The organism is Kiloniella sp. (genome assembly GCF_965205715.1).
In the GTDB taxonomy this organism is placed as follows: Bacteria; Pseudomonadota; Alphaproteobacteria; order Kiloniellales; family Kiloniellaceae; genus Kiloniella.
This window is the reverse complement of record NZ_CBDBHW010000006.1, coordinates 405,600-420,846: the sequence shown is the minus strand read 5'-3', so window position 1 is coordinate 420,846 and position 15,247 is coordinate 405,600. Positions and strand designations below refer to the sequence as shown.

Sequence of the window (15,247 nt, the reverse complement as noted above, 5' to 3'; positions counted from 1 at the left end):
AGGATAGCAATGGGCCAGATATCAGAGTTTGTCGTTACGATTTTAGAACTGTTGTCTTTTCTATTTATTACGGCCATCGGAATAGCCATTCTTTGGTTCATCGTTGCTTATGTCAGAGATGTCACTCAGACAGAAAGTACCTTAAGACGAAACTACCCGGTTATTGCACGTTTTCGTTATCTGTTTGAGCATTTAGGCGAGTTTTTTCGCCAGTATTTCTTTGCACTGGACCGTGAAGAGATGCCTTTTAACCGGGCTGAACGCTCATGGGTTTATCGGGCAGCGAAGAATGTAGATTCCACAGTTGCCTTCGGATCATCGCGCGATCTCCGACCTGCGGGCACGGTATTTTTTGTCAATTGTCCCTTTCCAACACTCACGGAAGATACAGTGGAGCCTGGTTATGTTCAGATTGGCCCCTACTGCAAGCATCCATATGAAACCGATAGTATCTTTAACATTTCAGGCATGAGTTACGGGGCGATTTCCATACCGGCGGTTCGGGCTTTGTCAAAGGGCGCGAAAAAAGCTGGTGTTTGGTTGAACACGGGTGAGGGGGGCTTATCGCCTTATCACCTGGAAGGTGGTGCGGATATCGTCTTTCAAATTGGGACGGCTAAATTTGGGGTTCGTAAGCCTGAAGGTGGATTTGACGAAGAGAAATTGAGGGAGGTTGCCGCACACGACCAAGTCAAAATGTTTGAACTCAAACTAAGTAAGGGGGCTAAACCTGGCAAAGGCGGGATACTGCCGGGAGCAAAGGTAACAGAAGAGATCTCCACAATTCGAGGCATTCCAGTGGGTGAGGATGCGATTAGCCCCAACCGTCATCCGGAAGTGACCAGTGTGTGCGATCTTCTTGATATGTTGGCTTTCATTCGTGAAACGACGGGTAAACCTGTTGGTTTCAAGATGGTCGTTGGGGCCTATGGTTTCTTTGTTGATATGTGCGAAGAGATCAACAAACGCGGCATTGAAACGGCGCCAGATTTCATCACCATTGATAGCGCTGATGGGGGAACGGGTGCAGCGCCAATGAGTTTGATTGATAATATGGGCGTCCCTCTTCGGGAAAGTCTTCCGCATGTGGTCGATACCTTGAAAAAACATGGCCTTCGAGAGCGAATAAAAGTATGTGCCAGCGGAAAGATGATTAACCCATCAGATGTCGCGTGGGCTTATTGTGCGGGTGCCGATTTTGTTAATTCTGCGCGGGGATTTATGTTCGCTCTTGGATGCATTCAGGCACTTCAATGTAATAAAAACACCTGCCCGACAGGAGTAACGACCCACAATAAAAAGTTACAATTTGGTCTGGACCCGCATACCAAGTCTGAGCGGGTTGCCAGTTATGCCAAAAATATGCGCAAAGAAGTTGGAATCCTTGCCCACAGTTGCGGAGTACCCGAAGCTCGTGCCCTGAAGCGTTTTCATGCGAGGATCGTTCTGGATACAGGCCGCAGTGTTTCTATGGATGAGCTGTATCCAGACCCCGTTATCAATAAAGCTGCTGAGTAGGTTTGTTTTAAGCAACATCCGGCGCGACGGCGTGTTTTATATCGTTGATATGATCCCGCATTGCGTCGGCTGCTGCTGTAGGGTCATGGGCCTGAAGCGCTGATAAAATACGACAATGACCCGAGATTGAGGCAACGCGTCGTTCGTCGCTTTGATGGCCTTCGGTCCGCGAAGGATCTATGGACTCGCTGATTTTATCCATCAGATCGGCGAGCAGGGAATTACCTGTAGCCTTGGCTATAAGCGCGTGGAAGTTTCGATCAATCTGCCTGAGTTCATTAAGATCTTCAGTCGCCATTTGTCGGCGGACCAGCTGATCCATTTCAGTAAGTTGCTCAGGAAGAATCATCTCTGCAGCGAGAGCTGCTATCTGAGGTTCCATCAATTGACGAAGTTGAAAGACCTCGAACAATCTGCGGGAGTCCCCGGATACAAGCGAAGATAAGGCGCGGGTTAACTCTTCGCGTGATGACGAACGGATATAGTTACCACTGCCACGTCGAGGGGCGAGAACCCCTTGTTCTTGTAAAACGCGTATAGCTTCACGGACAGAATGACGAGAGACGGTAAAGAGTTCAGACAGACGACGTTCAGAAGGGAGAGCATCGCCCGGACCCATTTCTTCATCGTTGATCAGCTTTCTGATCTTGGCAATAACATCTTCGTAGGCCCTGACTGGAGTAGTGGAGCCCTGTGGATTAGTATTCTCTTCCTCAAGTGTAACTGCCTGAGTCTGCTCTGCCATATTTGCTTCTCCGCTACATCTGCCCGATTTGGCAGCTTACTCATGTTAGCAAGTCATACATCATGCGCAAGCTTGTGATGAAGAGAAAGAGAGCAAAAGACAAACGTAGTAATCGTGGCGGGATGGCATGGGCGATTTTTGCACCGATTGGGGCAAAGAAACCGGACGTCGGTATTATCAAAGCAAAGCCGACGAGATTGACATAACCCAACGAGAAGTCAGGTCGCCCGGGTAAATCTAAACCGTAGTATATGTAGCCAATAAATCCCGGAACCGCGATGATAAGGCCGATTGCTGCGGCAGTCGCTACAGCTTTTCGAATGGGGTAGTTGAAAAGGGTGAGGATCGGGACCGATAACGTTCCGCCACCAATTCCCATAAGAACAGAGAAGCCCCCAATAAAAACGCCAATCAATTGTTTGAAGGGAGAGCCGGGTAAAGTGTCGGATATGTGCGCATCGGCTGGACGAAATGCCATGTTTAAAGCAACGAGTAGGGCGATTATGGCGAAGACAGCAATCAAGGCTGTGCTGCCGATATTCCCACCGACGACAACACCTATGATCACACCAATAGCAATAGCCGGTCCCCAGGTTTTCAATAATTCGAGATCGACAGCGCCTTTATTATAATGGGATCTGGCAGAGGCAAAACCTGTGACCAGGATTGTGGCGAGTGATGTGCCAACGGCTGTGTGCATGCGTACGGATTCATCGACACCTATCAGGCTAAAGAGGTGGTACAGGACTGGGACGATAACAATTCCGCCACCGACACCGAGAAGACCGGCTATGAAGCCTGCAATAACGCCAGTTGTGAGTAAAATACCCGCGAGTATAAGAAAGTCGGTAGAGAGAAATGCGTCCATCAAAAAGCCTGACTGAAGTTAGGAATGATCAAGGGGAACTCTAAATAAGTTCCAGTTGTTAATGAAAGAATAAATATTGGATAGACCAAAATTTATTGGTTGTACCAATTATCATCATGCCTTAAATTCTCTGTCAAGTTATGCTGTCACTCAGATTACCTCAAAAACAATTCGATGATTTTGTGGGGTGTTTGAAGGTTTATGGGAAGATTGGATATGAGCGGATTTACAACACGGCCTGAGATTCTAGGTACTTTTGGGGTCGTTACATCCACACATTGGCTGGCGACTGCGGCTGGGATGGCGATTCTAGAGCGAGGGGGAAATGCTTATGATGCTGCCATTGCAGCAGGATTTTCCTTGCAGGTTGTAGAGCCGCACCTTAATGGTCCTGGTGGTGAAGTCCCTATTATTGTAGCGCCTGTTGATGGACCTGTTAAAGTTATTAATGGCCAAGGCCCAGCACCAGCCAAAGCAACTTTAGAAGCCTATCAGGCGCTAGATTTATCCGTTGTGCCCGGTTCGGGACTGTTATCAGCCGTAGTGCCCGGGGCATTTGATGCCTGGATGCTTATGCTGCTCGATTACGGCACTATGAGCCTAAGGGACGTATTAGCACATGCCATTGGTTTTGCCCGTGATGGGTATCCGCTGGTGCCCAACATTGCCCATACCATAAATAGTGTGAAATCGTTATTTGAGGATGAATGGACATCTTCGGCCGGTGTTTATCTGAAAGAGGGGAGGGCTCCAAAACCGGGCGAGCTTTTCAAAAATCCCGAAATGGCAGAAATGTATGAACGGATTATTTCCGAAGCAGAGGCTGCATCTGAAAGTCGTGAAGGACAAATTGAAGCTGCGCGGAAGATTTGGTCTGAAGGCTTCGTTGCTGAAAAAATTGATCAATTCTGCAAAACCGCTGAGGTGATGGACACATCAGGTCGTCGTAACAAGGCACTTCTCAATGGTGAGGATCTTGCAAAGTGGTCCGCAACCTATGAAGAGCCACTTACCTATGATTATCATGGTTATACGATCTGTAAGACGGGACCATGGGGGCAGGGGCCTGTGTTCTTGCAACAACTTGCACTTCTCAAAGGATACGATTTAAATTCTCTTGATGAACATTCCCCAGAGTTTGTTCATCTGGTTACTGAAAGTGCAAAGCTCGCGTTTGCAGATAGAGAAGCCTTTTATGGTGATCCAGATTTTGTTGATGTGCCAATGGATGAGCTGCTTTCAGACGCCTATAACAACGACCGACGAGGGCTTATTACAGATAAAGCCTCACTCGAAATCCGGCCTGGTCAAATTTCTGGTAAAGGAGGCGATGTTGTTGTTCGCCTAAAGGGGACCTCTGAAGAAGGTAAAAACAATACCGACCTCGGCGAGCCGACGGTTGCTAGATTTGATGACGAACCAACCCCTGATGATAAAGGGGGCGCCAAAGGTGATACTTGCCACTTGGATATCATTGATCGTTGGGGGAATATGGTTTCTGCGACACCAAGTGGCGGATGGTTACAAAGCTCCCCGATTATCCCGGGACTTGGATTTTGTTTGACCAATCGTGCGCAGATGTTCTGGCTTGATAAGAACTCTCCGGCTTGTATTGCTCCTGGTAAGCGCCCACGAACGACACTTACACCGTCACTGGCATTAAAGGATGGAATTCCATATATGGCCTTTGGTACACCGGGTGGAGATCAGCAGGACCAATGGTCACTACACTTCTTCCTACGTCACGTTCATTTTGGCTTGAATCTGCAAGAAGCCATCGACGCGCCAGGGTTTCAGACAGCACACTTTCCGAGTTCATTCTATCCCAGAGAGTGTGACCCCGGAAATCTCGCACTCGAGGGGCGCTTCCCACAAGAAACCATAGATGAATTAAAGCGCCGGGGACATAAAGTCGTTGTCGAACCAGATTGGAGCCTCGGGCGAATGACAGCCGCTGCAAAAGAGGATGGTCTTTTAAAGGCCGCAGCAAATGCACGCTTTATGCAAGGTTATGCGATTGGCCGTTAGAAAAACGATTAAATTGCCAATTTAGGAGAAAAGAGGTGCTGTATTCAGGGCCTCTTTTTTATTGCCAGGAGTGTTATCTTCTTTTTAAGCAATCGTTGATATCTTTAATCAGCCGACAATAGGGGTTTTGGAGCCTGACGGGCGCTAGAATGTCAAATCAGAATGACACTAAAAAAGGCCTCGGATATTCTGCTCGCCCACATTGTTTTTCATGGCTTAATCTGGAAACTTGGCACCAAAAAATATCCTTACAAATGCTTCGGCTTTTTATAGTAAAGATCTGTTTCTTACTTTTCTCATTTGTTATGAATTCGGACGCCCTTGCGGCTATGAAGGATGCAGAGGAATGGGTGGAAAGAGAATTTCAGCCTTCTACACTTACCCAGGATCAACAACTAGAAGAAATGTCCTGGTTTATAGATGCTGCTGAACCCTTTCGGGGACTAACTATTCACGTACTTTCAGAAATCATTGATACCCATGTCTATGAGTCCGAAGTACTCACCAAGGCTTTTTTTGATATCACCGGGATCAAGGTTGTCCATCACCTCAAACACGAAGGTGATGTTGTGGAAATGGCTCAGATGCAGATGTTGTCAGAGCGCTCCATTTATGATGCCTATGTAAATGATACTGATTTAATTGGAACCCATTATCGGCAAGGACAGATCGTTCCGTTGTCAGATTTTATGGTAGGAGAGGGCCGGGATGTAACTTTACCTACCCTTGATTTAGAAGATTTTATTGGTCTGAGTTTTGGAACCGGGCCGGATGGAAAGCTCTACCAATTACCGGATCAACAGTTTGCCAACTTGTACTGGTTTCGGCACGATTGGTTCTCAAGGAAAGATCTTCAAGGCTCTTCTCCGCTTTGTTGAGTAGAAAAAGATGCCGACCGCCAAGTAACCTGTTGATATGTATGGTTTCTGATAACTTTACATAGAGCAGGTATATGACAATCAACATCTCGCAGCATATTTTAGGCCTCAAAGGGCAACGTGTAAATGAAATTAAACTGGATGACGGCGGTGTTAAGATTGTCATTCACTGCAGCCGAGACGCGCGTAGGAGGGCTATAGACCCTGCTACAGGCCAGAAGGGAAGCATCAACCAGCATGTCCGCCGACAAGTAAACGACATCCCCCTTTTTGGGTATCCTTGTGTGGTCGAGATTGAGCTGGCGCAGGTTTATATTAACAAGGGCGAACGCCGCATTGAGGGGTGTGATTTTGTTGATAAAGGGTGCCGTTTCACTCACCGATTTTGCCGACTGATCAGTGGATTATGTCGGCATATGTCTATTCAAGCGGTTTCCAGACATTTGGATATACGATGGGAAACGGTCAAGAATATCGACAGGGCATACCTTATTGAAACTCTCCCTACGCTTGATCCTGCAGAGCTAACTGGCTTGGAATATATTGGTGTAGATGAAGTTGCCCGGGCGAAAGGTCATGACTACATGACGGTGGTCTACGATATGGTTGGCGGTCATCTGATCTGGGTTGAAGCAGGCCGAACTGCCGAGGTTTTTTCAAGGTTTTTGAAACAACTGCAACCAGATACAGCCTGCAAAATAAAGGCCGTAGCGATGGATATGGGGCCTGCCTACCAAAAGGCTGTCAGAGAGTCCTTGCCGTTGGCCGACATAGTATTTGACCGTTTCCACGTCATGAAAAACTACAGCAAAGCTATCCATAATCAGCGTCGACTTGAGTTCAGAAAGGCCGATCCAAGTGGTAAAGAGTTGATGAAAGGGACACATTATCTGTTGCTCAAAAATGCGGATAAGTTGAGTGAAAAACAAAGTGACAAGCTGCAAAGGTTGCTGGAGAGCAATAGCAACCTGAATGCACTTTACGTCTTGAAAGAACAGCTTCAGCTGCTGTGGAGTGCCGCTTCATTTGAGGCGATGGCGGAGCAACTGGAACGTTGGTGCCTGATAGCAGATCAGTCACAGATGCTCTATCTAAAAAAGTTCGCGAAATCCCTACGGAAACATTGTGTGGGCATCTGCAACTACGCCAAACACAAGCTCACAAGCGCCAGGATAGAGGCTGGTAATGTCAGTATAGGAATGATCCGTAAGCGAGCCAGAGGCATCAAGGATACCGAATACTTCAAACTCAAAATTAGACAATCATCCATTCCAGATAATCAATCTATGCTCTATTTGAAATCCTAAATCTACTCAACAAAGCGGAGAAGTGCCATCTTCAAGAAAAGTTTCGTAATATCTTTGGATACGAACTGGGTGTTCCTCTCAACTGGTCAGCCTATGAAGATATAGCCGATTTTTTTACCAATCATGTCAAATTTATAGATGGGGAAAGGGTCTATGGTCATATGGACTATGGTAATCGGGGCCCTTCACTTGGCTGGCGTATGACCGATGCCTGGTTGGCTATGGCAGGAGCTGGAGATCATGGAATTCCTAACGGACGCCCTGTAGATGAATGGGGGATCCGGATGGAAGGGTGTAGGCCTGTTGGAGCTTCTGTATCTCGTGGTGGTGCAGCCGATAGTCCGGCTGCAATTTATGCGGTTCGAAAATACATAGACTGGCTTCATAAGTTTGCTCCGCCCGGTTCTGAGCACATGACTTTTTCTCAAGCAGGACCTGTTCCCGGACAAGGCCATATAGCACAGCAAATTTTTTGGTACACGGCCTTCACGGCATCCCTCACTCAACCAGACTTACCTGTGGTGAATAGAGATGGAACTCCAAAATGGCGGATGGCGCCGTCACCCCACGGTGCTTATTGGGAAGAAGGACAAAAACTTGGCTATCAGGATGCAGGTGCGTGGACTTTTTTCAAATCAACTCGATTGGAACGCAGAAAAGCGGCATGGCTGTATGCTCAATTTACCGTATCTAAAACTGTGTCTTTGAAAAAAACACTCGTGGGCTTAACGCCTATACGAAATTCTGATTTGAATTCTACGGCAATGAGTGAGGTATCTGAACGATTGGGAGGATTTCTCGAGTTCTATCGATCTCCTGCGCGGACGCTATGGACTCCAACTGGCATGAATGTTCCTGACTATCCCAAATTAGCGCGGTTGTGGTGGCAAAATATTGGGTTGGCCGTGGATCGATCCGTTTCTGTAGAAAGGGCTATGAATGGTTTGGCTCGAGAGATGGACCGAGTTTTGGCTCGACTGGAACGTATTGGCATGGGGAAATGCAGTCCCCAATTAAATGAACCCCAAAATGATAATGTTTGGCTAAAGCGGGAAGGCTCCCCAAAACCATCGTTAGCAAATGAAGACCCGCCGGGGAAGACAATTTCCTATGAAAAATTGTTACAGACCTGGAGGCAATAGGATGATTTGGAGGCTAGTTTTCATACTCTTCTTTTTCTTATTCTGGACCCGTGCCTATGCTGACCGGGAAGTTACCTTTTATGTCGCGGATAACTTCGCTCCTTATTCTTTTGAGGCTGAGAAACTGCCCCAAGGAATATACGTAAGTGTTATCAATGAAATATTTTCCAGGATTGAAAATTATCACCCCAAAATTGAAGTGGTTCCGACCGTAAGAGCCAAGGAATACCTCCGGGCGGGGCGGGGCTTTGCCATGGTCCCGGCTCATAAGTCAGAAGGTGATCGGAATACTTATTCCAGCGCGTTACTGACAGAGCGAATAATCACGGTTTGTACTGATGATGTTTTTGATGAAAACAGTAGGCAGCAATGGCCTGTGGATTACCAAGGATTGGTCGTTGGTTTTCGACGCGGTGACGACACAAATTTTCTTGGTGATAAAGCGAAGTCCCTTAGCAATAAAGTTCGGGTGACACCGACAGACAATGTCGTAAGTAATATGAAAAAACTCTTATCTGGCCGGATTGATTGCTACATCACGGAATCATTATCATTTCTATTTGATCTACAGGCCCTGGGTAAAGAAGGGGTTTATGATCGTAATCTGGCACATCCTTTTACCAAGGGGACAGACCTTATGACCAGAGAGGCTTATATTATGTTCGGACTCGGTACAGAAGAAGATCAGCAGCTCTCCCATAAAATTTCGGTGATCATTTCCGAGATGAGAAAGTCAGGTTTTATCGATGATATTATTGCGAGTTATTTAAGAGAGTGAACTTTTAGAAGGTCGATATTAAGAGATTGCCGTAGGTAATTTAAGAGATTCAATCAGGAAAGGCATCCTGAAGACCATTGTCTTTGATAATTTTCTCTATCGCCCCTGAATCCAACATTTTGGCAATGGCATTATTAAATTTAGAGAGAATTTCGTATCCCTTATTATGGTTTTTTCCGACAATAACGTAGTAATGTAGCTTTTCAATTGGGGGGCCAAAATATTCCAGTTCATTTCGCCAATCAGGAAACCTGCTGTTAATAAGGTGCATGCCGACCACATTGGTAAAAGGGGCGACATCAATTCTTTTATTATAAAGCATTTTTATAACGGTACTTGGGTCGTTGAGTTCGACCTTGTTTAGAAATTCCGCTTGGTCGAAGCTATTGCCGTAGGAAGTGCCCCTTACAAAGCCAATCCGATAATCGCGAAGGTCTTCTAAAGATTGAAAGCTAATTTCAGAATCTTTGCGCTTCAAAAACAGTATTGGTGTTATCAGATAGGGGGCGCTGTAATTATAGATTTGGCTACGGTCATCATTATAATAGGCAGCGACTATGGCGTCACTTTTTACGGTTTCAACCTCTATCAGAGCACGCTTCCAGGGAATTGTTTTTACTATTGGGGTGTAACCGGCGTGGCTAAATGCAGTCGTGACAATAGCTGTAGCGAGGGCTTCATTAGCGATATCTTCGGAAGTTATTGGTGGCCATGGATCTTGAACAAGCTTGATGGTTTCTGCGGCACAGGGGAAATATGCCAAGAAAATAGAACAAATAACTATCAGTTTAAGGCTGATCAATGTTTCGAGTTCCCCTCGTTGGGGCGCGGTAAATTTTGATCTTAACGATAGGTCGTTCCTGTTAATTTATTACTAAACTTGCAAAGAGACAGCGAAGAGCAATTCGTTACAGAGGAAAATTACTGCAGAGAGAGTTGAGGGTTGATTAGTGTCATATAACTTAGAATATAAAAAAGCCCCCAAATATTTAATTTGAGGGCTTTTTTATGTTTAACGTCAGTCGATATTATTCAACATTACGCAGGATTTTGTTTTCAGGATCGTATGGTGATTCCTCGACAACAGTCGCTTTGAAACGATCACCGAGGATATAAATTTCCAATTCGGTGCCAATTTCAGCCAAATCAGGGCGAACCATTGCAAGCGCAATAGATTTTCCAGTACGGAAACCATAACCACCTGATGTTACACGACCAACCATTTCATCGTTAAGATAAATTGGCTCAGAACCACGGGCATCACGATCCGTTACACCATGGACTTCCATCGTAACGAACTGGTTGTCAAAACCACGCTCTTTCCATTCAGCCAAAGCTTGCTTGCCGATAAAATCGTCTTCTTTGTCCAAGCGAACAAAACGATCAAGACCGGTTTCAAGAGCAGAGTACTCGATGGACATTTCTGTTGGGATCAAGCGATAGGATTTTTCCAAACGCATGGAATCCATGGCACGAATACCGAAAGGTTTCAGGCCAAATTCAGCACCAGCTTCCATCAGAATATCAAAGAGGTAGTTCTGCATTTCGATTGGGTGATGAAGTTCCCAACCGTATTCACCGACGAAGTTAACACGGGCAGCAGTAACAGGAGCAATGCCAACGGAGATCTGTTGTGCAGTCAACCATGGGAAGGCTTTGTTAGAGAAATCAGCATCAGACAGCTTTTCCATCAGCAGACGGGATTTTGGACCCGCAATGATGAAAACACCCTGTTGAGTAGTGATTTTCTCTAGTTCAACAGAACCATCAGTTGGCTTGAGTTTTGTTAGATAATCCCAATCGTGACGCTCCTGAGCACCAGCAGACACGAGGTAATAGCTCTGTTTGCCAGTTTTCAAGATTGTGAATTCTGCACGAACACCACCGTGTAGGGTCAACATGTGTGTCAACGCCATACGGCCGATCTTTTTAGGGATCTTGTTCGCAACCAGGCTGCTCAACCAAGCTTCCGCGCCGCGGCCTTTGACGATGAACTTAGAGAAAGCAGACATGTCGAGCAGGCCGACATTTTCTTCTACGTTCTTACATTCATTGCCGATGTGCTCGAAATAGTTTGAGCGACGGAAAGACCATTTTTCTACAGGTAATTTACCTTCGTCTGCAGGGGCGTGGTTTTCGCGGGTGATGGTGTCATCCTGGTTCAAGTCTTCTTCGGTTAGACCGTAACCTTCTGGCGCAAACCAGTTCGGACGTTCCCAGCCAAAGATAGTCCCCATGACCGCACCATGTTCTTTCATGCGATCATAAGAAGGAGAGCGCTTCAGGCCACGTGCTGCCGGACGGGATTCGTCTGGATAGTGAACAGTGAAGACGTTTGCGTAAGCTTCTTCGTTTTTCTCTTTCAAGAAACCAAGGCCTGCATAAGGACCAAAACGACGAGGATCAACACCAGACATGTCAATTGTAGGTTCGCCATCGACGATCCATTCAGCCAACTGCCAGCCTGCGCCACCCGTAGCGGTGATGCCGAAGGAGTGACCTTCGTTCAGCCAGAAGTTTTTCAGGCCCCAAGCAGGGCCAATAATTGGTGAACCGTCAGGCGTGTAGGCAATAGCGCCGTTATAAACTTCTTTGATACCAACTTCAGCAAAAGCAGGCACGCGTTCGAAAGCAGTTTCGATGTAAGGCATCAAGCGTTCTAGTTCTTCGTTGAACAGCTCGTATTTAGCGTCAGGTGCAGGACCGTCAACGTAGCAGCAAGGAGCGCCAACTTCGTAAGGGCCAAGCAACAAACCGCCAGCTTCTTCACGCATGTACCATGAAGAATCTGATTCACGTAGAACGCCCATTTCAGGAAGGCCAGCCGCGTGACGGGCTTTGATGTCTGGGTGTGCTTCGGTAACAATGAACTGGTGCTCAACAGGAATTACAGGGATGTCGAGGCCGACCATCTCGCCTGTTTTCCGTGCGAAGTTACCAGTACAAGAGATGACGTGCTCACAAGTGATGTCACCTTTGTCAGTTTGAACCAACCAAGTGTCGTCTTCTTGTTGCTCTAGTCCGATTACCGCCGTGTGTTGGTGGATTTCAGCGCCACAGTTACGAGCACCCTTTGCAAGAGCCTGAGTAAGCTCAGCAGGCTGAACGTATCCATCATCGATGTGCTGAATAGCGCCAAGAACACCTTCAGTGTTACAAAGTGGCCAGATTTCTTTTAGTTCTTCGATGGAAAGCCATTTAACGTTAACACCAAGTGTTTTTGCAACGCCAACATAATACCTGTATTCATCCATACGGTCTTGAGTACGGGCCAGGCGAATGTTGGACACCTGCTTAAGGCCAGAGTGAAGACCGGTTTCTTCTTCTAGTCTGGCATAGAGGTCAACAGAGTACTGGTGAATCTTACCAACTGAGTAGCTCATGTTGAACAGTGGCAACAGACCAGCTGCGTGCCAGGTAGAACCAGAAGTCAAATCGTGACGCTCTAAAAGAGCAACGTCTGACCAACCTTTTTTAGCTAAGTGGTATAGTGTACCAACACCAACAGCACCACCACCGATAACAACGGCTTTGTAGTGAGATTTCATCGCCAGTCTCCAAAAAAATGCGACTAAACGTGCTTATGCACGGATACAAGTTGTTTGTTTTGTTACTTCTCAATAGCCCGGATACAATGCAGACACGTTTAAGGTGCCTTAGAGAACCGATGCTATTGATAGCTTTCATCCATAATGATGAGGAACAGTCCTGTAATCGTCCTATCGGTTTGCGTCATCACACTTGCAGTTTACGACATAAGTGATTTTTTGCGACATTTTTAAAATTAGAAATGTCGGATGATTTGTTCAGGATAAGGTGGATGAGAGAGATAGGGAAATCAATTTTTTGTCTCATAAGTTAAAATAAAGGGCCTCATTTGGGAAAGCGACTCCTACCAAGTCTCGCTTCTGAAAAACGCTAGTATATTCCAAAATTAACAAATTTCTTATACTATAGCTGCTGGATCATTGGCCGTAAGTGGTTTTTTATTCCAAGAAATGAACCTCATATCCTTGCTTGCCGCTTTTGGTTTTTAGGCTGTCGCAAACCAGACAGAGGTAAAGCGTGCTGGGAGGAATAAATCGATGATTATTTCGGAGGGCATATTATGAGTGATACAGAAGGTCGCGCAAGTCGCGCAAGTCGTGGTGGCAGAGGTCGTGGCGGTGGTGGTGCAGCATCTCGTCGTGCGGCTCGTTCTGGCGGTTCTAGCGAACAGCTTAAATTCATCACACGGAAAATTCCGTATTTTGAAACGCTTAACGAAGAAGCGCTTCAAATCATTGAAGATAACGCGGAAACCGTGCTTGAAGAAATCGGAATTGAGTTCAGAGATGATGCTGAAGCTCTTCAGATTTTAAAGGACAACGGTTGTGATGTTCAGGGCGAACGGGTCCGTTTCCCTCGAGGCCTTGCTCGCCAGTGGTGTGCACATGCGCCGAGCCAGTTTACCCAGCATGCACGCAACAGTGATCGTAATGTAATCATTGGTGGTAACAATACGGTTTTTGCTCCTGTATACGGTCCTCCCTTTGTACGCGATATTGATGGTGGCCGTCGTTATGCCACGATCGAAGATTTTCGTAACTTTGTGAAACTGACATATTCTATGCCTGCTCTGCATCACTCTGGTGGTACGGTTTGCGAGCCTGTAGATATTCCAGTGAATAAACGTCACTTGGATATGCTTTATTCTCACATGCGTCTTTCAGACAAACCTTATATGGGGTCTGTGACTGCACCAGAGCGTGCAGAAGATTCTATTGCAATGTCTAAGATTCTGTTTGGCGATGAGTTTGTTGATAACAATACGGTTATGATCAGCTTGATCAATGCCAACTCTCCGATGACCTTTGATGACACCATGCTTGGTGCCTTGAAAGTTTATGCTCGGAATATGCAGGCTTGTATCATTACGCCATTTATTCTTGCGGGAGCTATGGCCCCAGTGACAGCTGCTGGTGTTATGGCACAGTCATTGGCCGAGGGTATGGCCGGTATCGCCTTTGCTCAGATGGTACGTAAAGGTGCACCAGTTGTAATGGGCTCTTTTGCGAGTTCCATTTCCATGCAATCTGGTGCTCCTACATTTGGTACGCCGGAGCCAGCCCTGGTTCTTTATGGAATGGCACATTTGGCCCGCCGTCTTGGAGTTCCATTCCGTTCCGGTGGATCCCTATGTGGATCAAAGCTTCCAGATGCTCAAGCAGCTTATGAATCTGCTAACACAATCCTTCCAACGGCTCTTGCTGGCGTCAACTTTACCCTTCACTCTGCAGGTTGGCTCGAAGGTGGTTTGATTTCATCCTATGAGAAACTTGTGATGGATGCAGACCAACTTGGCATGATGCAACGCATGCTCGAAGGCTATGACATGACTGAAAACGGTCAGGCCATGGATGCCCTTCGGGAAGTTGGTCCTGGAAATCACTTCCTTGGTTGTGCGCATACGCAAGCTAACTTTGAAACAGCTTTCTTCCGTTCTACGATTGCTGATAACAACTCATTTGAGCAATGGGAGTCAGAAGGCTCTCAGGATGCTTATCAACGTGCTAATCTGCTGGTTAAAAAGACCCTGGATGAGTATGTAGCTCCTGACTTGGATCCTGCTATCGATGAAGCTCTTAATGAGTTCATGTCTAAAAAGAAAGAGTCCATGCCGGACGCTTTCACCTAAGATCAAGAGCAAGCATTACTATATTGTATTGCTTTTTCAATTCTAAGTTTATGAAGAGGCAGCCTTGGGTTGCCTCTTCTTTTATATAGAGACTAGAAAAGTTGATTTCCCATCTTGTTAGGTCTTATTCTTTCTGATATTGGCATTTTGTAATATCGGAATGGATCCGAAATAGTTTGAAAAGACATTTTTGAACAAGCAGAGCAAATTGATGTTATGCTTTCGTTCATTCACCTGATTTATGGTAGGTAATTTGGTGACGATAGCGTTTTTTCAAGTTATTTAAACAAGCGTGTCAGGTCGAAA

The 15,247-nt window shown here is 46.2% G+C and carries 11 protein-coding genes; 6 read left to right on the top strand and 5 right to left on the bottom strand.

The window, feature by feature from the left end; all coding sequences use genetic code 11:
• Positions 1-9 precede the first annotated feature (9 nt).
• On the top strand, positions 10-1,518 hold the full coding sequence (locus ACOGW3_RS06720) for an FMN-binding glutamate synthase family protein (protein ID WP_419902264.1): 1,509 nt from the start codon (positions 10-12) through the stop codon (positions 1,516-1,518).
• A 7-nt stretch (positions 1,519-1,525) separates the two neighbouring features.
• Here the strand turns inward: ACOGW3_RS06720 and ACOGW3_RS06715 are convergent, their stop codons facing one another.
• Positions 1,526-2,263 (bottom strand): FadR/GntR family transcriptional regulator, encoded by a 738-nt coding sequence (locus ACOGW3_RS06715; RefSeq protein WP_419902263.1) that lies wholly within the window; start codon positions 2,261-2,263, stop codon positions 1,526-1,528.
• A gap of 40 nt (positions 2,264-2,303) precedes the next feature.
• A complete protein-coding gene (locus ACOGW3_RS06710; RefSeq protein WP_419902262.1) occupies positions 2,304-3,131 on the bottom strand; it encodes a sulfite exporter TauE/SafE family protein in 828 nt (275 codons plus the stop codon).
• Between the two features lie 216 nt (positions 3,132-3,347).
• On the opposite strand from ACOGW3_RS06710, the gene ACOGW3_RS06705 reads away from it, so the two are divergent.
• A complete protein-coding gene (locus tag ACOGW3_RS06705) occupies positions 3,348-5,159 on the top strand; it encodes a gamma-glutamyltransferase family protein (RefSeq protein ID WP_419902261.1) in 1,812 nt (603 codons plus the stop codon).
• Between the two features lie 741 nt (positions 5,160-5,900).
• Here ACOGW3_RS06705 and ACOGW3_RS06700 read toward each other — a convergent pair.
• Positions 5,901-6,125, bottom strand: a complete 225-nt coding sequence (locus ACOGW3_RS06700) for a hypothetical protein (RefSeq protein ID WP_419902260.1) — start codon at positions 6,123-6,125, stop codon at positions 5,901-5,903.
• Between ACOGW3_RS06700 and ACOGW3_RS06695 the strand changes: the two genes are divergently transcribed.
• The 3 genes from ACOGW3_RS06695 to ACOGW3_RS06685 all read left to right on the top strand — a co-directional run bounded on the left by ACOGW3_RS06695 (position 6,112) and on the right by ACOGW3_RS06685 (position 9,264).
• Complete coding sequence (locus ACOGW3_RS06695) at positions 6,112-7,344, top strand: ISL3 family transposase (RefSeq protein ID WP_419901077.1); 1,233 nt, start codon at positions 6,112-6,114, stop codon at positions 7,342-7,344. The two genes, ACOGW3_RS06700 and ACOGW3_RS06695, sit on opposite strands and share 14 nt — an antisense overlap.
• A 200-nt stretch (positions 7,345-7,544) precedes the next feature.
• On the top strand, positions 7,545-8,486 hold the full coding sequence (locus ACOGW3_RS06690; protein ID WP_419902259.1) for a hypothetical protein: 942 nt from the start codon (positions 7,545-7,547) through the stop codon (positions 8,484-8,486).
• Positions 8,455-9,264: a substrate-binding periplasmic protein gene (locus tag ACOGW3_RS06685; protein WP_419902258.1), complete on the top strand. Its 810-nt coding sequence runs from the start codon at positions 8,455-8,457 to the stop codon at positions 9,262-9,264. The genes ACOGW3_RS06690 and ACOGW3_RS06685 overlap by 32 nt, the downstream gene beginning before the upstream one ends.
• A gap of 49 nt (positions 9,265-9,313) precedes the next feature.
• Here the strand turns inward: ACOGW3_RS06685 and ACOGW3_RS06680 are convergent, their stop codons facing one another.
• Together ACOGW3_RS06680 and ACOGW3_RS06675 are read right to left on the bottom strand one after the other, a co-directional pair.
• Positions 9,314-10,066, bottom strand: coding sequence for a substrate-binding periplasmic protein (locus tag ACOGW3_RS06680; RefSeq protein ID WP_419902257.1), 753 nt, complete (start codon positions 10,064-10,066; stop codon positions 9,314-9,316).
• A gap of 226 nt (positions 10,067-10,292) precedes the next feature.
• Positions 10,293-12,812 carry a GcvT family protein gene (locus ACOGW3_RS06675; RefSeq protein ID WP_419902256.1) on the bottom strand — a complete coding sequence of 840 codons (2,520 nt, stop codon included), beginning with the start codon at positions 12,810-12,812 and terminating at the stop codon, positions 10,293-10,295.
• A 560-nt stretch (positions 12,813-13,372) separates the two neighbouring features.
• On the opposite strand from ACOGW3_RS06675, the gene ACOGW3_RS06670 reads away from it, so the two are divergent.
• Positions 13,373-14,941 carry a trimethylamine methyltransferase family protein gene (locus tag ACOGW3_RS06670; protein WP_419902255.1) on the top strand — a complete coding sequence of 523 codons (1,569 nt, stop codon included), beginning with the start codon at positions 13,373-13,375 and terminating at the stop codon, positions 14,939-14,941.
• The last annotated feature ends 306 nt before the right edge of the window (positions 14,942-15,247 follow it).